Consider the following 18064-nt stretch of genomic DNA (forward strand, 5'->3'; position numbering starts at 1 on the left):
GGCGCGCAGGTGGCGGGACGCGCCCGCGCGCGCCGGTCGTGCCGGGCGGCCACCGCCGCCGCGGGACGGGTTCCCTACCGGGCCGGAAGCCCCCCGGGAACGGCCGTCTTGACGTCCGCGGGGTGGGGTCTGGTCCGCGTTGTCAGTCCGGCGGTCCACAATGGTCGGCGTCAGATCCCGTCCACGCTTCAGCAAGGAGCCGGCAGCGATGGCCCGCCGCAGCACGAAGACCCCGCCGCCCGACGACCCGTTCGAGGAGAAGATCCTCGACATCGACGTCGTCGACGAGATGCAGGGCTCCTTCCTCGAGTACGCGTATTCGGTCATCTACTCGCGCGCCCTGCCGGACGCCCGCGACGGCCTCAAGCCGGTGCACCGGCGCATCGTCTACCAGATGAACGAGATGGGCCTGCGCCCCGAACGCGGCTATGTGAAGTGCGCCCGCGTCGTCGGCGAGGTCATGGGCAAGCTCCACCCGCACGGCGACGCGTCGATCTACGACGCGCTGGTGCGCCTGGCCCAGTCCTTCTCGATGCGCGTCCCCCTGGTCGACGGCCACGGCAACTTCGGTTCCCTGGGCAACGACGACCCGCCGGCCGCGATGCGGTACACCGAGTGCCGCATGGCCGAGGCGACGAGCCTGATGACCGAGTCGATCGACGAGGACACGGTCGACTTCGCGCCGAACTACGACGGCCAGGAGCAGGAGCCGGTGGCGCTGCCCGCCGCCTTCCCGAACCTGCTGGTGAACGGCTCGTCGGGCATCGCCGTCGGCATGGCCACGAACATGCCGCCGCACAACCTCGGCGAGGTCATCGCGGCCGCCCGCCACCTGATCCGCCACCCCAACGCGGACCTGGACGCCCTGATGCGGCACGTCCCGGGCCCCGACCTGCCCACCGGCGGCCGGATCGTCGGCCTGTCCGGGATCCGCGACGCCTACGAGACGGGCCGCGGCACCTTCAAGATCCGCGCCACGGTCTCGGTGGAGACGGTGACCGCCCGCCGCAAGGGCCTGGTCGTCACCGAACTGCCCTTCACGGTCGGCCCGGAGAAGGTGATCGCCAAGATCAAGGATCTGGTCGGGTCGAAGAAGATCCAGGGCATCGCCGACGTCAAGGACCTCACCGACCGCGAGCACGGGCTGCGCCTGGTCATCGAGATCAAGAACGGCTTCGTGCCGGAGGCGGTCCTGGAGCAGCTCTACAAGCTGACGCCGATGGAGGAGTCCTTCGGCATCAACAACGTCGCCCTGGTCGACGGCCAGCCCCTCACCCTGGGCCTGAAGGAACTCCTCGAGGTCTACCTCGACCACCGCTTCAACGTCGTACGGCGCCGCAGCGAGTACCGCCGCGGCAAGCGGCGCGACCGGCTGCACCTGGTCGAGGGCCTGCTCACCGCGCTGGTCGACATCGACGAGGTCATCCGGCTGATCCGGTCCAGCGAGAACTCGGCGCAGGCCAAGCAGCGCCTGATGGAGCGGTTCTCGCTGAGCGAGATCCAGACCCAGTACATCCTGGACACCCCGCTGCGCCGCCTGACCAAGTACGACCGCATCGAGCTGGAGGCGGAGAAGGAGCGGCTCAACGCGGAGATCGAGGAGCTGACCCGGATCCTGGACTCCGACGCGGAGCTGCGCAAGCTGGTCTCGGCGGAACTGGGGGCGGTGGCCAAGAAGTTCGGCAACGCCCGGCGCACGGTGCTCCTGGAGGCGGGTGCCGTGCAGGTCGCGGCGGTGCCGCTGCAGGTGGCGGACACCCCGTGCCGGGTCCTGCTGTCCTCCACGGGGCTGCTGGCCCGTACGGCCGACAGGGAGCCCTTCGCGCGGGAGGCGGGCGGCAGGCGGAGCAAGCACGACGTGATCGTCTCCGCGGTCCCGGCCACGGCCCGCGGCGAGGTGGGCGTCGTGACGTCGGCCGGCCGCCTGCTGCGGGTGAACGTCGTCGACCTGCCCCAGCTGCCCCCCACGGACGCGGCGCCGAACCTCTCCGGAGGGGCGCCGATCGCCGAGTTCGTGTCCCTGGAGGACGACGAGACGGTGGTGTGCCTGACCACGCTGGACGAGTCGTCGCCGGGCCTGGCGATCGGCACCGCGCAGGGTGTGGTCAAGCGGGTGGTGCCCGACTATCCGTCCAACAAGGAGGAGTTGGAGGTCATCACCCTCAAGGAGGGTGACCGGATCGTCGGCGCGGCCGAGCTGCGCACCGGTGACGAGGATCTGGTCTTCATCACGGACGACGCGCAGCTCCTGCGCTACCAGGCCGCCCAGGTCCGCCCGCAGGGCCGCCCGGCCGGCGGCATGGCGGGTGTCAAGCTCACCGAGGGCGCCAGGGTCATCTCGTTCACGGCCGTGGACCCGGCCGTGGAGGCGGTGGTGTTCACCGTCGCGGGTTCGCGCGGGACGCTGGTCGACTCCGTGCAGACGACGGCCAAGGTGACGCCGTTCGACCAGTACCCGCGCAAGGGGCGGGCCACCGGCGGGGTGCGCTGTCAGCGGTTCCTGAAGGGCGAGGACTGCCTGTCGTTCGCCTGGGCGGGACCCGTCCCGGCGCTCGCCGCCCAGAAGAACGGCACCCCGGCCGAACTGCCCGAGATCGACCCGCGCCGCGACGGCTCGGGCGTGTCGCTGGCGAAGACGGTGGCGGTGGTGGCGGGGCCCGCCTAGGCGGGCGGGTCCTCGCCGGGGCCCGTGGGGTCGTCGGACTCCATGGGTCCCTTGGCTGGTTCGTCGGGCTCCAGGGGCTCATCGGGCTCCATGGGGCCCGCGGATTCGTCGGGCTCCATGGCTTCCGCGGGCTCCGGGGACTCCACCGGTTCATCGGGCTCCGCGGAGTCCTCGGCCTCGGGGCCGCGCACGTAGCGCAGGACGCCCCACATGCCGTGCTCGTCGGCGTGCGGGGTGTCCTGCGCGCACGCGCGCAGTTCCTTGTCGAGGGCGGACGTGTCGATGCCGGAGCCGATCAGCACGAGCTGGGTGCGGTGCGGCCCGCCGGGCGGCCAGGGCTCGGGGTAGAAGCGCAGGAACCGCCCGACGGCGTGCACGGCGTAGCGGTTGCGGGGGTCGTGGGCGCCGAAGCCGACGTACCCCTTGATGCGGTAGAGCCCGTCGGGGCGGCTGTCCAGGAAGGACATCAGCCGGCGGGGGTCCAGCGGCGTGTCGGAGGTGAAGGAGAGGCTGTCGTAGCCGGTGTGCAGATGGCCGGTGTGCAGATGGCCGGTGTGGTGGTCGGCGCCGCCGTCCTCGTCGAGCAGGTGCAGGTCGTCGAAGGACAGCTGCCCGACACGCTCCTCACCGGGCCGGCAGTCGAAGAGGAACTCGGGGTCGACGCGGCCGTAGGAGGCCGCCACGACGGCGGCCCCCTCGACGAGGGACCGCACGGTAGTGAGCACCCGTTCGGCGCCGCCCTCGGCCCGGTCGGCCTTGTTGACGACGACGAGGTCGGCCAGCGCGAGGTGCCGGTCGATCTCCGGGTGCCGGGCGCGCGTGGCGTCGAACTCGGCGGCGTCGACGACCTCGACGAGCCCGCCGTAGACGACCCTGGGGTTCTCGCTGGCCAGCACCATGCGGACCAGTTCCTGGGGTTCGGCGAGCCCGCTGGCCTCGATGACGATCACGTCGACGCCGGTGCCAGGGCGGGTGAGCCGGCCGAGGTAGTCGTCCAGCTCACCGGCGTCGACGGCGCAGCACAGGCATCCGTTGCCGAGGGAGACGGTGGAGTCGCCGAGCGCGCCCGCGACCGCCATGGCATCGATCTCGATGGCGCCGAAGTCGTTGACGATCGCGCCGATGCGGCTGCCGCCGCTGTGGTGGAGGAGGTGGTTGAGGAGGGTGGTCTTCCCGGAACCGAGGAACCCGGCGAGCACGACGACGGGGATCTGCTGACCGGTCCGGCTCGGTTCCGGCTCCTTGCTCGGCTGGCTCACCGCGCGACCTCTCTCCCACCGACGCGGGCGCCGGCTCTCGGCCCGGCGCGCCTACGAGGACTGCGTACGGTCCCAGGATACGAGCCGGCGGATCACCACAGGGCCGGCACGGCCACCGGCGGCTCCGGTCCGACGTACCGTGCCACCGGCCTGATGATCTTCGGGTCCTGCGCCTGTTCCAGGATGTTGGCGCTCCAGCCCACCACGCGGCCCGCCGCGAAGGTGGGGGTGAACATCTCGCGGGGCAGCCCGCAGAGTTCCATGACGACGCCCGCGTAGAACTCCACGTTCGTGTGAAGTTCCCGGCCGGGTTTCAACTCCGCGAGGATGGCCTCGACCCGGCGTTCGACCTCGGCGGCGAACTCGACCCGTGGTCCGCCGAACTGCCGGGCGATGTCGCGGAGCATGCGGGAGCGGGGGTCCTCGGTCCGGTAGACGGCGTGGCCGAAGCCCATGACGCGGTCGCCGCCCAGGACCCGTTCGCGGATCCAGGAGTCGATCCGGTCCGGGGTGCCGATCGCGTCCAGGGTGTCCAGTGCCCTGCTGGGCGCGCCGCCGTGCAGCGGCCCCGACAGGGCTCCCACCGCGCCCACCAGGCAGGCGGCCACGTCCGCGCCGGTGGACGCGACGACGCGCGCCGTGAAGGTCGACGCGTTGAAGCCGTGGTCGATGGTGGAGATCAGGTACTGCTCGATCGCCCGTGCGCGCCGCGGGTCCGGGTCCGAGCCGGTCAGCATGTAGAGGTAGTTCGCGGCGTACGAGAGGTCTTCGCGCGGCTCCACCGGTGCGAGTCCGCCGCCCAGCCGGTGCAGGGCGGTCAGCAGTGTGGGTACGGCCGCGCAGGCCACGAGGGTGTCCTCGCGGCGCCGGTCCGCGTCGATGTCGTAGACCGGGCGGAAGTTGCGCGCCGCGCCCAGCAGGGACAGCGCGGTGCGCATTCCGGCGAGCGCTCCCGCGGGGCGGGCGGCCGCCGCGATCGCGGGCAGGGCCGCGCGTACCTCGGCGGGCAGCCGGCGCAGGGCGGCCGTGCGGGCGGCGAAGGCGGCGCTCTGCCCGGCGTCCGGCAGTTCGCCGTGGACCAGGAGGTGCCAGACGTCCTCGAAGCGCCGGGTCCGCGCGAGGTCGACGGCCGAGTACTGGCGGTAGTGGTAGAAGCCCTCGGTGCCCCGTACGTCCCCGATCCCGGTGTCGGTGACGACGACGCCCGCGAGGCCGCGCGGTACGTCGACGAGGGGGGCGGTGGCCCTGTTGATGGACATGTCGTTTCCTCCCTGACTTGATTTGACTGTCCATGCTTGACTTCAGACCTGTCAATATTGATTGAATCAATGCAATCACGAGACGGATACGGTGTGCCCATGCGCGATCACGAACCCGCCGCCGGGACCGCGGGGCGGCGGCTGACCACCAGGGAGACCGCCGAACTGCTCGGCGTGAAGCCCGAGACCGTGTACGCCTACGTCAGCCGCGGCCAGCTCGGCAGCAGACGCGAACCGGGCGGCCGTGGCAGCACCTTCGACGCACTGGAGGTCGAGGCGCTCGCCCGCCGCAACCGGCGGGAGGGCGGCGGGAGCGCGGGCCAGGGCGGTGAGCTGTCGGTGCGCACCGGGATCACGCTCATCGACGAGGACCGGTACTACTACCGCGGGGTGGACGCCGTCGACCTCGCCCGGCGGCACTCCTACGAGGAGGTCGCCGAGTGGGTGTGGACCGGCCGGCTCCGCCCGGACGCCGTCTTCACCGCCCCCGAGACATCCGTCGCCGCGGCCCGCCGTGCCGTGGAGGCGCTGCCCGAGCACGCCGGGCCCACCGACCGGCTGCGCGTCGCCGCCATCGCCGCCGCGGCCGCGGACCCGCTGCGCTTCGACCTGTCCGAGGACGCCGTGCTCGGCACCGCGCGGGTCCTCATCCCCACCCTCGTGGCCGCCCTGCCCCCGGCCCGCCGCGGCCGCCCCCGCGACCAGGGCCCGCTCGCCCACCGGCTGTGGGCCCGGCTGACCGGGCAGGACGCCGACGAGGCGTCGCTGGCCGCCCTGGACTCGGCACTCGCCCTGCTGGTCGACCACGACCTGGCCGCCTCGACGCTCGCCGTGCGGGTGGCCGCCTCCGCCCGCGCGCACGCCTACGCCGCCGTCTCCGCCGGACTCGGGGTGATCGAGGGCCCGCTGCACGGCGCGGCCGGCGGCCTCGCCCACCGGCTGATCCTGGAGGTGCTGGACCGGGGCTCGGCGGGCCCGGTCATCGCCGACGAACTGCGCGAGGGCCGCCGCGTCCCCGGTCTCGGCCACCGTCTCTACCAGGGCGAGGACCCGCGCGCGCGGGCGCTGTTCGGCCTCCTGGAGGAGATCCCGCGGGCCGCCCCTGCCCTGGCCGCCGCCCGCGACATCGTGGCCACCACCGCCCGCCACACCCCGCTGCACGCCAACGTCGACCTGGCCCTGGCCGTGCTCACCGCCTCCTGCGGCATGCCCTCCTCCGCGAGCGAGACCATCTTCGCGGTGGCCCGCACGGCGGGCTGGATCGCGCACGCCCTGGAGGAGTACGGCGAGCGCCCGCTGCGCATGCGCCCGAGCGGCCGGTACGTGGGCCCGCGCCCGCCACGGCCGCTGCCGGGGTAGGTCACCCCGACGGCCGGAAGTCGCCGTACGCCCAGTCAGGTTAGGCTCACCTGTGTGAGTACGTGCTCGACCGCCTCCCGGCAACTCGACGAGTCGCCGGCCGCCACCGCGCCCACGGCGACGACCTGGCTGCTGCTGGAACAATCCGGCCCCTGGGGCGCCAAGGCGCTCACCTCCAGTCACCTGGCCCCGGCCCTGGGGCGGGCCCTGGAGAAGGCGGCCCAGGGCACCGGCGTCCGGGTGGCGCTCATCCGCCGCCCCGGACGGCACGCCGACTGCCATACGCCGTCCGTGCGGCAGGTGTACGCGGCCCACACCGTTCCCGGCAACGCATGGCTGCACAGCGCCATGACCGCCGACCCGGAGCGCCTGCTGAGCCTCGATTTCGCCGCCCTGGGCAGGGGTGAGCACCACTCCTTCGGCACGGTGCTCCGGGGACGGCCGCACACCGGGGACCCGCTCGCGCTCGTCTGCACCAACGGCAAGCGCGACCGGTGCTGCGCGCTGCTCGGCCGGCCCCTCGCCGCGGAACTGGCCGCCTCCGGGGTCCGCGGCGCCTGGGAGGTCACCCACCTCGGCGGCCACCGCTTCTCACCGACCCTGCTGGTCCTGCCGTACGGGTACGCCTACGGCAGGGCCGAGGCGCACTCCGTCAAGGAGGCCCTGCGCGGCGTCCGCGAGGGCCGGGTGGTCCTGGAGGGCTGCCGGGGCCGCACCGCCTGGGAACGCCCGGGACAGGCCGCGGAGCTGGCCGTGCGCGCGGCGGCCGGCGAGCACCGCGCGGACGCGCTGCGCGTCGTACGCACCGACGCCCTGGACACCGGCGCCGCCCCGGGACCCCATGGCGCCGCACCCCGCTGGGAGGTGACCGTCACCCACACCGACGGGCGCTGCTGGCACGTCACCGTGGCCCAGGGCGCCTCCCTGCCGACCCGCCCGGAAAGCTGCGGAGCGGCGGTGCTGGGCGCACCGGCCCGCATGGACGTGGAGGCCGTCCGGGAACTGGCGGTGCACGGACCGTCCCGCTGAGACACGACGGGCGGTGCGGTCGGGCGAGGTGCGAGGCGGCACGATCCCAGCCGTGACAGGCAGCGTGACCGTCCCGCCGGGAACAGACCGCATGTGATCGCCCCGCCGGGGCACCGGTCGGGCGCATCGCCCCACCTGGAAAGCGGTCGCTCCCCGCCCCCTCCCGGCTGATCACCCGGGAGATCCCCACCGCACCTCCGGGGGCCGCCCCCAGCGCCCCGCGTACCGTCATCGGCATGAGCCCCCCTCCCCCCGCACGCCGTCGGCGCCTGCGCCTGCCCCGGCGGGTGTTCTCGCAGGTGCTGCTGATGCAGCTGGCGATCGCCGCGGGGGTCGCGGTCCTCGCGACCGGGCTGTTCCTCGCACCGCTCGGCCATCAACTCGACGACCAGGCGATGCGCCGCGCGCTCGCCATCGCCCAGACCACCGCCCAGGACCCCCAGGTCGCCCGCGACCTCCAGAACACCGCGCCGCGCGCGGACGGTCCGGTGCAGCGCACGGCGGAGCGGATACGGAAGGCCACCGGCGCCGAGTACGTCGTGGTGATGGACCTGCGGGGAACCCGCTGGTCGCACGCGGACCCGCGGCAGATCGGCGAGCACGTCTCCACGGACCCCGGTGCCGCTCTCGCCGGCCGGGACGTCATGCAGATCGACACCGGCACCCTGGGCCGCTCGGCCCGCGGCAAGGTGCCGCTGTACGACACCGGGCACCGCCTCGTCGGGGCGGTCTCGGTCGGCATCGCCTACGACAGCGTCCGCGCCCGGCTCGGGCACGCCGTCCCGGGCCTGCTCGCGTACGCCGGCGGCGCCCTGGCCGTGGGCGCGCTGGCCGCCTGGCTGGTCTCCCGGCGGGTGCAGCGCCAGACGCGGGACCTGGCCTTCTCGGACATCGCGGGGCTGCTCGCCGAGCGGGAGGCGATGCTGCACGGCATCCGGGAGGGCGTCGTGGCCCTGGACCGCGGCGGCCGGGTCCGGTTGCTCAACGACGAGGCGCGGCGGCTGCTCGGCATCGGTGACGAGGCTGTCGGCCGGTCGCTCGACGAAACGCTCGGCGCGGGCCGTACCACCGACGTGCTGGCCGGACGGGTCAGCGGCACGGACCTGCTCACCGTGTGCGGACAGCGGGTCCTGGTCGCCAACCGGATGCCCACCGACGACGGCGGCGCCGTCGCCACCCTGCGCGACCGCACCGAACTGGAGCAGCTCGGCCGGGAACTGGACTCCACGCGCGGGCTGATCGACGCGCTGCGCGCCCAGGACCACGAGCACGCCAACCGCATGCACACGCTGCTCGGGCTGCTGGAGCTGGAGATGTACGAGGACGCGGTGGAGTTCATCGGGGAGGTGGTCGGCGACCACCGGGCCACCGCCGAGCAGGTCACCGAGAAGATCCGGGACCCGCTGCTCGCCGCCCTGCTCGTCGGCAAGGCGACCGTCGCGGCCGAGCGCGGCGCCGCGCTGTGGATCTCGGACCGGACGTGGCTGCCGGACCGGCTGGTCGATCCCAGGGGGCTGGTGACGATCGTCGGCAATCTGGTGGACAACGCTCTCGACGCGGTCGCGGCGACCCCGCACGCGCGCGTGGAGGTCGAACTGCGCACCGAGGGGCGTACCGCCGTCCTGCGGGTCTGCGACACCGGGCCGGGCGTTCCGGCGGCCCAGCGTGGTCTGGTCTTCACCGAGGGCTGGTCCACCAAGCGGCCGCCCGCGCACGGCCGGCGCGGCATCGGTCTCCCGCTGGTGCGCCGGCTCGCCGAACGGCAGGGCGGGAGCGTGACGGTGGGCGAGGCGCGCGGCGGGGGCGCGGAGTTCACGGTGGTCCTGCCGGAGGCGCTCGCCGGGCCGGACCTGGAGCCCCTGGGCACGGCTCCGGCCGGTGCGGGCCCCGCACGTCCAGGTTCCGCACGTCCGCACCCCGCGCATCCGGGTCCCGCCGCTGTGGAGCCCGTCCTCGGCGGCCCGTCGCACGACGGCGAGCAGGAGCCGCGCTGATCGTCCGGCGGTCCCTGAAGGAGGCCGAAGAGCCCCTGTCGGCCCAGGAGATCGCGGGCCGCCCTCACACCGTTGCGTGTGGGCGGCCCGCCGCTGAGGACACGCGTCGGGCGTCAGCCGGTGGCCTTCTTCACGAACTCCGTGGTGTACGTCCTGCTCAGGTCCACCTCGGCGTTCTTGACGTTGGGGTTGAACGCCTTGAGGACCTTCTCGACGGTCTCGGGACCGTTGACGGGCATGACGCCGTCCTTGGTGAACATGGGCAGGGTGCTCTTGATCGCCTCGGCGTAGAGCGTCTTGTCGCCCTGTGAGTAGTCGGCGGGCATCTTGGCGGCGATCTCGGAGGCGCTGTGGGTGGACATCCACTTGAGTGTCTTGACGAGCGCGTTGACCAGCTTCTGGACGGTGTCCTTGTGACCGTTGACCCAGTCCGTCTGCATGTACAGACTTGACGACGGGTACGGGCCGCCGAGCGCGGCCTGCGCCCCCTCGGGGGTCCGCATGTCGAGCAGGATCCTGCCGGCCTTCTTGTCCAGGATCGTCGCGACGGTCGGGTCGGTCGTCATGCCGGCGTCGATGGAGCCCTGCTGGAGGGCGGAGACGAAGGTGGGTCCGGCACCGACGGCGACCGGGGTGAACTCGCCGACGTCCACGCCGTTCTGGACCGCGAGGTACTTGGTGAGGAAGTCGGTCGAGGAGCCGAGCCCGGTGACGCCGAGTTTCTTGCCCTTGAAGTCCTTCGGTGAGGTGATGTCGCCCGCCGCCTTGCCGGAGACGACCTCCACCTCGCCGGGCGCGTGCGAGAACTGCACCACGGACTCGATGTCCTTGCCCTTGACCTGGAGATCGAGGGTGTGGTCGTAGAAGCCGACGGCGCCCTGGACCTGGCCGGAGACGAGCGCGGTCTCGGCCTGGACACCGGCGGGCTCGCTCAGCAGTTCCACGTTCAGGCCCTCGGCGTCGAAGTAGCCGAGGCGCTGGGTGAGCATCGCGGGCAGGTAGATGACCTTGTCCAGGCCGCCGACCATGATCTTGACGTGCTGTCCCTTGCCATTGCCCCCCGACGAGGAACCGGCCGCGTCGTTGGCGCAGGCGGTGAGACAGGACAGGGCGAGCAGGCCGGCGGCGGCCGGCGCCACGACTCTGGTGGTCTTGCGCATGACGGTTTCACGTCCTTGTGAGAGGGCGGTACGAGGAGGCGGAGGACGGGCTGAGGACGGGCTGAGGGCGGGCCGTGTCCGCGGTCGCTCAGTGTCCGGAGTCCGCCGGCTTCCAGCGGAAGATGCGGCGCTCGGCGAAGGTGAGCAGGCCCTCGGCGACGAGGGCGACGGCGGCGAGGATGACCATCGCGGCGTACACGCCGGCCGCGTTGAAGGTGCCCTGGGACTGCGCGACGAGCAGGCCGATGCCCTTGGTTGCGCCGATGTACTCGCCGACGACCGCGCCGATGAGCGCGAAGCCGAAGCTGACGTGCAGGCTGGTGAAGATCCACGAGGTCGCGGACGGGATGACCACCTGGAACGTCACCCTGCGGTCGCTCGCGCCCAGAATCCGCGCGTTGGACACCAGATCGCGATCGACCTCCCGGGCGCCCTGGAAGGCGTTGAAGAACACCGGGAAGAACACCAGGACCACGGCCGAGGCGATCTTGGAGACCGGACCGAGGCCGAACCAGATCACGAAGATCGGGGCGAGCACGATCCTGGGCAGGGAGTTGAGCACCTTGATGTAGGGGCCGAGGACATCGGCGAGAAAGGGGACGCGGCCCAGCGCGATACCGAGGACGACACCGGCCACCACGCCGACCGCCCAGCCGAGCAGCGCCTCGTAGAGCGTGTACCAGATCTGCTCGCCCAGCGATCCCTGCGCGGTGCCGTGGCTGATCCAGGTCCAGATCTGGTCCCAGATCCGCGAGGGCATCGAGAAGTTGAACGGGTCGATGGCCTCGGTCCGGGAGAGCGCCTCCCACAGGCCGAGCACCGCCACCAGGAGCAGCACCCGGGCCGCGGTGACGACCGCCCTGCGCCTGCGGGCGGCGCGGGCCCGGGACCGCGCCCGGTCCGGCGCCTTGGCGGTGCCGGCCACCGGGGTGCCGAGGAGTTCAGGCGACATGGGCGGCACCCCGCTCGCGGGTGATGCGGACCTCTTCGCCCAGGGACTCCCAGATCTCGCGGTAGATCTCGATGAACTCGGTCCGCAGCCGCACCTGCTCGACCTTGCGCGGCCGGGGCAGGGCGATGTCGAAGACCTGCTTCACGGTCGCGGGACCGGCCGTCATCACGACCACCTTGTCGGCCAGCGCGATGGCCTCCTCCAGGTCATGGGTGACGAAGACGACCGAGGCGCCCGTGCCCTCCCACAGCTCCAGCAGCTCGTCCGACATCAGGGCCCGGGTCTGCACGTCGAGCGCCGAGAACGGCTCGTCCATCAGCAGGATCTCGGGGTCGTTGACGAAGGTCGCGGCGAGGGCGACCCGCTTGCGCTGGCCACCGGAGAGCTGGTGCGGATAGCGGTCCTCGAACGCGGCGAGCCCGACCCGGGCCAGCCACGCGCGCGCCTTCTCCTTCGCCTCGGCCTTGGGCGCGCCGCGGAACCGCGGCCCGGCCATCACATTGGACAGCACCGTGCGCCAGGGGAAGGTGGCGTCCTGCTGGAAGACGAAGCCGACCTTGCCGCCGACGCCCCGGACCGGCTCGCCGGCCACCAGCACCTCGCCCTCGGTGGGCTCCTCCACTCCGCTGACCAGGGTCAGCGTGGTCGACTTGCCGCAGCCGGTCGGGCCGACCACGGCCACGAACTCGCCTCGGCGGACAGTGAGGCCGAGATCCCGCACCGCGGTGTGCAGGCCCCCGGACGGGGTCCTGAACGTCTTGCTCGCGCCCCGCAGCTCGATGGCGGGGCTGTCTTCTGCGCTCATGGCCCGGGACGGTAGGTGTGGCCCCCGCCACGGCAGCAGTCTTCTGGGCGCAAGCCGTTCTTTTGCTCGCAAGCACCTGTTGTGCTCGTTTTGCTCGCGCTACAACAACGGAGCCGGAAGACGGGCTGCACGCTCGCCAGGCCTGGAGAGGAAGAGGCCCGATGATTGACGTCCTGGTGGTCGACGACGACTTCCGTGTCGCCGAGATCAACGCCAAGTACGTGGGAAAGGTTCCCGGTTTCCGGGTGGCCGCCCGCGCGCACAGTGCCACCCAGGCGCTGACCACCGTCCAGCGCGGAGCCATCGACCTGGTCCTGCTCGACCACTACCTGCCCGACCGCACCGGTCTGGAACTCGTCCACCGGATGCGCGAACAGGGCCTGGGCACCGACGTCATCATGATCACGGCGGCCGGCGACGTGACGACCGTGCAGCAGGCGATGCGCCTGGGCGCGCTGCACTACCTGGTCAAGCCCTTCACCTTCGCCGCGCTGCGCACCCGCCTGGACTCCTACGCGGCCCTGCGCCGCACCGTCGACCGCGTCGGCGGGCGCGGAATCGCCGGCCAGGAGCAGGTGGACCGGATCTTCGGCGCGCTGCGCACCACGCCCGCGCCCTCCTCCCCTGGCCTGCCCAGTGGGCACTCGGAGCCGACCACGGACCTCATCTGCGGTGTCCTGCACCGCGCAGGGCAGGCCCTGTCGGCCCACGAGGTGGCCGCCCGCACCGGCCTGAGCCGCTCCACCGCCCAGCGCTACCTTCGCCACCTGGAACAGGCCGGCCGACTGCGCCTGTCGCTCAAGTACGGCGACACCGGACGCCCGGAGCACCGCTACGCCTGGGTGGCCCCGTAGCGCAGGAGCTGCCCCTGCCTGCGGATCGTGTACGGCTATACGGCCCCGGCTCCGGTGAGCGACCGCACCTCCGTCTCCGCGTGCTTGGCCTCGTCCGGGAGTTCGCCGGAGGTGACGGTGCCGAGCCAGCCGGCGAGGAATCCGAGCGGGATGGAGACGAGCCCGGGGTTCTGCAACGGGAAGTACTGGAAGTCCACGCCCGGGAACAGCGAGTCGGGACTTCCGGAGACCACCGGCGAGAGCACGACGAGTCCCAGCGCCGGGATCAGCCCGCCGTACACGGCCCACACCGCGCCCCGGGTGGTGAACCCCCGCCAGAACAGCGAGTAGAGCAGCACCGGCAGGTTCGCGGAGGCGGCGACGGCGAACGCGAGACCGACCAGGAAGGCGACGTTGAGGTCACGGGCGAGCAGACCGAGGGCGATCGCCACCACTCCGACGCCGGCGGCCGCCGCGCGCGCCACGGCGACCTCGCTGCGCCGGCGGCCGCCACGGCGCCGCAGCGAGGCGTACAGGTCGTGGGCGACGGACGCCGAGGAGGCGAGCGTGATCCCGGCGACCACCGCGAGGATGGTGGCGAAGGCGACGGCGGCGACCACCGCGAACAGCACTGTGCCACCGGTGGAGTCCGCGCCGCCGCCGAGGTCGAGGGCGAGCAGGGGGACCGCCGTGTTGCCGGCCGCGTTCGACCCCCGCAGGGCCTCGGGCCCGACGATCGCGGCGGCACCGAACCCGAGGACGATGGTCATCAGGTAGAAGCCGCCGATGAGCCCGATGGACCAGATCGCCGAACGCCGGGCGGCCCGCGCGGTCGGCACGGTGTAGAAGCGGGACAGGATGTGCGGCAGCCCACCGGTGCCGAGCACCAGCGCGAGCCCGAGGCTGATGAAGTCCAGGCGCGCGGTCCAGCCCCCGCCGTACCGCAGCCCCGGCGCCAGGAAGGCGTTCCCGTGGCCGCTGCGCCGGGCCGCGCCGAGCAACAGATCGTCGAGGTTCCCGTGGAAGCGGACCATGACCAGCACGGTCAGCACGACGGTGCCGCCCAGCAGCAGGGCCGCCTTGACGATCTGGATCCAGGTGGTGGCCCGCATCCCGCCCAGCGACACATAGATCACCATCAGCGCGCCGACACCGATCACGGCCCACGCCTGCGCGGCCCCGCCGTCCCCCGTCCGCCCGAGGAGCAGGGCCACCAGGCTGCCCGCGCCCACCATCTGCGCGACCAGATACAGCACGGACACCGTGACCGAGGAGGTCCCCGCCGCGATCCGCACCGGCCGCTCGCTCATCCGGGCCGCGACCACGTCCGCGAGCGTGAACCGCCCGCAGTTGCGCACCAGTTCCGCGACCAGGAACAGCACCACCAGCCAGCCGACGAGGAATCCCACCACGTACAGCACACCGTCGTAGCCGAACAGCGCGATCAGCCCGGGCACGCCGAGGAAGGAGGCGGCCGACGCGTAGTCGCCCGCGATGGCGAAACCATTCTCCCAAGGTGAGAAGAGCCGCCCGCCCGCGTAGAACTCCTCCGCCGAGCCGTGCCTCCTGCGGCCGGCCCACATGGTGATGGCGAGCGTGACCGCGACGAACACACTGAACAGCAGCAGCGCCGGCGTCCGATGGCTGCCGGTCACGACGCACCTCCCCGGGCGATGTCCCGTGTCAGTTCCTGGGTGTGCCAGCGCAGTTCGAGCGCGGCCCGGTCCCGGCGCAGCCGCGCGTGCCGCGCATAAGCCCAGGTGAGGAGGAAGGTGGTGAGGAACTGTCCGAGACCCGCGAGCATCGCCACGTTCACCGCGCCCGCCACCGGCCGCGCCATGAACCCGGGCGCGGTCGTCGCGGTCACGACATAGCCCACGTACCAGATCAGGAAGGCCGCGACCGTCGGCACCACGAACCGCCGGTACCGGCTGCGCACCTCCTGGAACGCCGCACTGCGCTGCACCTCCAGATACACCTCGGCCGCCGCACCGGCCCCCGGCCCGGTCCGCTCCTCCCGGCGGGCGGCCGGCACGCGCTCGCCGGAACCGCCGGCGCCCTCCCTCTCGCCCCAGCCGGACGCCGGCGCGTCGCACCAGGGGTCGCGGTACCTCATGTCCTCGTGCGCCGGAGCCGGGCCTTCCCGATGCCCGGGGCCCTCCCCGGAACCGCCCCCGCTCCCGTGGGGCCGACCGTTGCTTGACTGCATGCCCAAGGATGGGCAGAACGGGAGGACCCCCGGCTTCCTTCCCTCCGCCGTTCACTCCATCAGGTGACTCACCGTACCGGTGGCTGTGCCAATCCGTGCGCGTACGCGTACCGCACCGCCTGCGCACGGTCCTTGAGGCCGGCCTTGGCGAAGAGGTTGTTGATATGGGTCTTCACGGTCGCCGTGGAGACATGCAGCCGGCCGGCGATCTCCTGGTTGCTCATCCCCTCCGCGATGAGCGCCAGCACCTCGCACTCCCGCACGGTGAGCCCGTCCGGCGCCTCGACGGCGGGAGCGGCCGGCCGGGGCTCGGGGCCGGGCTCGGAGAGCCGCTCCAGCAGCCGCCGCTGGATACCGGGCGAGAGCCCCGCGTCCCCGGACAGCACACTCTCCACCGCCCGGACGATCTCGTCACCGCCCGCGTCCTTGGTCAGATAGCCGCGCGCCCCCGCTCTCAGCGCGGGGAACAGCGACTCGTCGTCCGCGTACGTCGTGAGGATCACCACCTGGGTCCCCGGATGCTCGGCACGGATCCGCCGGGTGGCCTCGACACCGTCGCAGCGGGGCATCCGCAGGTCCATCAGCACCACGTCCGGAGCGACCTCCGCGACGAGCTTCACCGCCTCGTCCCCGTCCGCCGCGGAGCCCACGACCTCGATGCCCGGCAGCAGCCCCAGCAGCATCACGATGCCCTCCCGGACGACCGTCTGGTCGTCCGCCACCACCACCCGCGCGGGCTTGCCGCCGGTCTCCTCCGTCATACCGGCACCTTCAACGTCACCGCGAACCCCTCCTCGTGCGGCCCGGCCTCCAGTGAGCCGCCCAGCAGCTCGGCACGCTCCCTCATGCCCAGCAGACCGTACCCGCCCCCGGACCCGGCCAGGTCGCCCGGCGTGCCACCGGAGTCCCTGACGTCCAGCTTCACCTGGTGCTCGCCGTACTCCAGCCGGACCCGGACCTTGGCCCCCGGGGCATGCTTGCGGGCATTGGTCAGGGCTTCCTGGGCGACCCTGCGCACGGCCTGCGACGCCTCGGCGGGCAGGGGCCTGCTGTCACCCGAGACGGTGACCTCGGCACCGGCGTTCGCTCCCACCAGCTCGTTGAGGAACTTCTCCAGCGGGGTCAGTTCGCCGCGCAGCGCGGACAGTGCCTGCCGGGTCTCGGCGAGTCCGTCGCGGGCCATCCCGCGCGCCGCCACCACCCGCTCCAGGATCCGGTCCCGGTCCGCCCCGCGTTCGATCAGCAGCCGGGCTGCCTCCAGGTGCACGAGCTGTGCCGACAGGCTGTGGGCCAGCACGTCGTGGATCTCCCGGGCGATCCTCGCCCGCTCCGCCAGCGCCGCCGAGTCCGCCTCCGCCGCCCGCGCGGCCCGCTCCTGGGCGAGCAGCCGCTGCGCGTTGCCGCGCGCCTCGGCGTCGAGCCGCAGCACGTATCCGGCGAGGGCGAGGCCGATCGTGGTGACGACGGTGGTGAGCCACTTGTCGTCGTTGGCCACGGAGTAGGCGGCGAGTGCGAGCGCCGTCACGGGCGCGGCCGCGGCGAGCGGCAGCCGTTCCAGCGCGGCGACCGCGCAGCCGCACCAGATGACCAGGGCGGGTACCGCGAAGCCTCCGGTGTGGGCGGCGATCGCGATGCCCAGGAGCACCGCCAGCAGGCCCAGGGACGGCCAGAGCCGATGCGCGAACGTGGTCCGGAAGAAGCCCCAGGCGGCGGCTGCCGCCGCCAGGACCCCCACGGCCGCCGCGACGGCTCCCCAGACATGGACGTGGCTGTTGCGGAAGGCGCCCCACAGCAGGACGGCCATCACCACCAGCCGCACCACCCACCCGAGGAGGCGTCGGGGCTGCGAGACTCCCTCGCGGCCCAGTGCCTCCTGGGAGGGCCAGCGCGTCCAGACGTTCTCCGTCACGCGCGCTCCTTCCACGCGGGTTGGGGCCTGCCGCCACCGTACGCCGCGGTCAGGCTGTCCGCCGAGGCGTCCGAGGTGAGGGCCTTGGTCCGCCAGACGAGGACGCCCGAGCGGACGAGCAGGGTGGCGGCCAGGGCGATCATCACGGCCGAGCTGCCCTGGTGCACGCCGAGCAGCACACCGAGCCCGAACAGGCCGGCCCGCAGGACGATGCCGCCGATCCACACGGTCACGCTGGCCTTGGTGCTCTTGGTCCACACCGCGCCGTCCGGTTCCGTCCATATCCGGGTGGTCCACGCCCACCCGGACCCGATACCCAGGCCGATGACCAGTTCGGCGGCGAGGAGCGCGATGGATCCGGCGCGATGGTGGGGGTCGATCAGGCCGGGTTCGCGGAGTGCCACGACCGCGAGGATCACGGGCAGCAGCCACCAGCGCCGGTCGGCGTCGAGCCGACGGGCCCGGAACTGGCGCGAGATCACCAGGGCGGCGACGGCAACGATCACCAGCGCGTTGACGAGCCCGGACATCGGAGCCTCCATGAGCGGGAAGGAGAAGCCGACGGCGAGTCCCGTCGACGCCTTCGACGCTACGGAAAATCACGTGCGGGCTGATCGGAGCCAGGGTGGAT

Annotated in this window: 15 protein-coding genes; 5 read left to right on the forward strand and 10 right to left on the reverse strand. The window is 72.8% G+C overall.

Annotated elements, in window-relative coordinates:
- The first annotated feature begins 208 nt into the window (after nucleotides 1-208).
- Entirely contained in the window at nucleotides 209-2665 is a 2457-nt protein-coding gene (locus ABZ858_RS13000; protein ID WP_361375854.1) for a DNA topoisomerase IV subunit A, read from the forward strand.
- On the opposite strand, the gene ABZ858_RS13005 is transcribed toward ABZ858_RS13000, so the two are convergent.
- Nucleotides 2662-3924 carry a GTP-binding protein gene (locus ABZ858_RS13005; protein WP_361375857.1) on the reverse strand — a complete coding sequence of 421 codons (1263 nt, stop codon included), beginning with the start codon at nucleotides 3922-3924 and terminating at the stop codon, nucleotides 2662-2664. The two genes, ABZ858_RS13000 and ABZ858_RS13005, sit on opposite strands and share 4 nt — an antisense overlap.
- Nucleotides 3925-4016: 92 nt before the next feature.
- The gene (locus ABZ858_RS13010) at nucleotides 4017-5183 is read right to left on the reverse strand and encodes a citrate synthase (RefSeq protein ID WP_361375860.1); all 1167 of its coding nucleotides are present in this window, start codon (nucleotides 5181-5183) and stop codon (nucleotides 4017-4019) included.
- A gap of 99 nt (nucleotides 5184-5282) precedes the next feature.
- On the opposite strand from ABZ858_RS13010, the gene ABZ858_RS13015 reads away from it, so the two are divergent.
- The 3 genes from ABZ858_RS13015 (at nucleotide 5283) to ABZ858_RS13025 (ending at nucleotide 9565) form a co-directional block, all read left to right on the forward strand.
- On the forward strand, nucleotides 5283-6542 hold the full coding sequence (locus tag ABZ858_RS13015) for a citrate synthase (RefSeq protein ID WP_361375863.1): 1260 nt from the start codon (nucleotides 5283-5285) through the stop codon (nucleotides 6540-6542).
- Between the two features lie 54 nt (nucleotides 6543-6596).
- Nucleotides 6597-7571, forward strand: a complete 975-nt coding sequence (locus ABZ858_RS13020; RefSeq protein WP_361375866.1) for a sucrase ferredoxin — start codon at nucleotides 6597-6599, stop codon at nucleotides 7569-7571.
- 236 nt (nucleotides 7572-7807) lie between these two features.
- Nucleotides 7808-9565 (forward strand): sensor histidine kinase, encoded by a 1758-nt coding sequence (locus ABZ858_RS13025; protein ID WP_361375869.1) that lies wholly within the window; start codon nucleotides 7808-7810, stop codon nucleotides 9563-9565.
- Between the two features lie 113 nt (nucleotides 9566-9678).
- Here ABZ858_RS13025 and ABZ858_RS13030 read toward each other — a convergent pair whose 3' ends face one another.
- The 3 genes from ABZ858_RS13030 to ABZ858_RS13040 all read right to left on the reverse strand — a co-directional run bounded on the left by ABZ858_RS13030 (nucleotide 9679) and on the right by ABZ858_RS13040 (nucleotide 12482).
- Nucleotides 9679-10725 carry an ABC transporter substrate-binding protein gene (locus ABZ858_RS13030; protein ID WP_361375872.1) on the reverse strand — a complete coding sequence of 349 codons (1047 nt, stop codon included), beginning with the start codon at nucleotides 10723-10725 and terminating at the stop codon, nucleotides 9679-9681.
- Nucleotides 10726-10813: 88 nt separating this feature from the next.
- Nucleotides 10814-11677, reverse strand: a complete 864-nt coding sequence (locus ABZ858_RS13035; RefSeq protein WP_361375875.1) for an ABC transporter permease — start codon at nucleotides 11675-11677, stop codon at nucleotides 10814-10816.
- Nucleotides 11667-12482 carry an ABC transporter ATP-binding protein gene (locus ABZ858_RS13040; RefSeq protein WP_361375878.1) on the reverse strand — a complete coding sequence of 272 codons (816 nt, stop codon included), beginning with the start codon at nucleotides 12480-12482 and terminating at the stop codon, nucleotides 11667-11669. The genes ABZ858_RS13035 and ABZ858_RS13040 overlap by 11 nt, the downstream gene beginning before the upstream one ends.
- 161 nt (nucleotides 12483-12643) lie before the next feature.
- Here ABZ858_RS13040 and ABZ858_RS13045 point away from each other — a divergent pair, with 161 nt between their 5' ends.
- Nucleotides 12644-13336, forward strand: coding sequence for a response regulator (locus ABZ858_RS13045; RefSeq protein WP_361375881.1), 693 nt, complete (start codon nucleotides 12644-12646; stop codon nucleotides 13334-13336).
- Nucleotides 13337-13371: 35 nt separating this feature from the next.
- Here the strand turns inward: ABZ858_RS13045 and ABZ858_RS13050 are convergent, their stop codons facing one another.
- The 5 genes from ABZ858_RS13050 to ABZ858_RS13070 form a co-directional block, all read right to left on the reverse strand.
- Nucleotides 13372-14970, reverse strand: a complete 1599-nt coding sequence (locus ABZ858_RS13050) for a cation acetate symporter (protein ID WP_361375884.1) — start codon at nucleotides 14968-14970, stop codon at nucleotides 13372-13374.
- Nucleotides 14967-15524: a DUF485 domain-containing protein gene (locus tag ABZ858_RS13055; protein ID WP_361375887.1), complete on the reverse strand. Its 558-nt coding sequence runs from the start codon at nucleotides 15522-15524 to the stop codon at nucleotides 14967-14969. The genes ABZ858_RS13050 and ABZ858_RS13055 overlap by 4 nt, the downstream gene beginning before the upstream one ends.
- 68 nt (nucleotides 15525-15592) lie before the next feature.
- Nucleotides 15593-16285 (reverse strand): response regulator transcription factor, encoded by a 693-nt coding sequence (locus ABZ858_RS13060; RefSeq protein ID WP_361375890.1) that lies wholly within the window; start codon nucleotides 16283-16285, stop codon nucleotides 15593-15595.
- Nucleotides 16282-17433 carry a histidine kinase gene (locus ABZ858_RS13065; protein WP_361375893.1) on the reverse strand — a complete coding sequence of 384 codons (1152 nt, stop codon included), beginning with the start codon at nucleotides 17431-17433 and terminating at the stop codon, nucleotides 16282-16284. Before ABZ858_RS13065 ends, ABZ858_RS13060 begins: the two co-directional genes overlap by 4 nt.
- Nucleotides 17430-17963, reverse strand: a complete 534-nt coding sequence (locus ABZ858_RS13070; RefSeq protein ID WP_361375896.1) for a DUF1453 domain-containing protein — start codon at nucleotides 17961-17963, stop codon at nucleotides 17430-17432. The genes ABZ858_RS13065 and ABZ858_RS13070 overlap by 4 nt, the downstream gene beginning before the upstream one ends.
- Nucleotides 17964-18064 lie beyond the last annotated feature (101 nt).

Origin of the sequence: Streptomyces sp. NPDC047017 (assembly GCF_040644175.1) — a bacterium.
Lineage (GTDB): Bacteria > Actinomycetota > Actinomycetes > Streptomycetales > Streptomycetaceae > Streptomyces.

Excerpts from the sequence above, each read along its gene's own strand:
- ABZ858_RS13030 (WP_361375872.1), bottom strand. The coding sequence starts at position 10,725 with ATGCGCAAGACCACCAGAGTCGTGGCGCCGGCCGCCGCCGGCCTGCTC.
- ABZ858_RS13015 (WP_361375863.1), top strand. The coding sequence starts at position 5,283 with ATGCGCGATCACGAACCCGCCGCCGGGACCGCGGGGCGGCGGCTGACC.
- ABZ858_RS13035 (WP_361375875.1), bottom strand. The coding sequence starts at position 11,677 with ATGTCGCCTGAACTCCTCGGCACCCCGGTGGCCGGCACCGCCAAGGCG.
- ABZ858_RS13025 (WP_361375869.1), top strand. The coding sequence starts at position 7,808 with ATGAGCCCCCCTCCCCCCGCACGCCGTCGGCGCCTGCGCCTGCCCCGG.
- ABZ858_RS13040 (WP_361375878.1), bottom strand. The coding sequence starts at position 12,482 with ATGAGCGCAGAAGACAGCCCCGCCATCGAGCTGCGGGGCGCGAGCAAG.
- ABZ858_RS13055 (WP_361375887.1), bottom strand. The coding sequence starts at position 15,524 with ATGCAGTCAAGCAACGGTCGGCCCCACGGGAGCGGGGGCGGTTCCGGG.
- ABZ858_RS13045 (WP_361375881.1), top strand. The coding sequence starts at position 12,644 with ATGATTGACGTCCTGGTGGTCGACGACGACTTCCGTGTCGCCGAGATC.
- ABZ858_RS13060 (WP_361375890.1), bottom strand. The coding sequence starts at position 16,285 with ATGACGGAGGAGACCGGCGGCAAGCCCGCGCGGGTGGTGGTGGCGGAC.
- ABZ858_RS13070 (WP_361375896.1), bottom strand. The coding sequence starts at position 17,963 with ATGTCCGGGCTCGTCAACGCGCTGGTGATCGTTGCCGTCGCCGCCCTG.
- ABZ858_RS13010 (WP_361375860.1), bottom strand. The coding sequence starts at position 5,183 with ATGTCCATCAACAGGGCCACCGCCCCCCTCGTCGACGTACCGCGCGGC.
- ABZ858_RS13000 (WP_361375854.1), top strand. The coding sequence starts at position 209 with ATGGCCCGCCGCAGCACGAAGACCCCGCCGCCCGACGACCCGTTCGAG.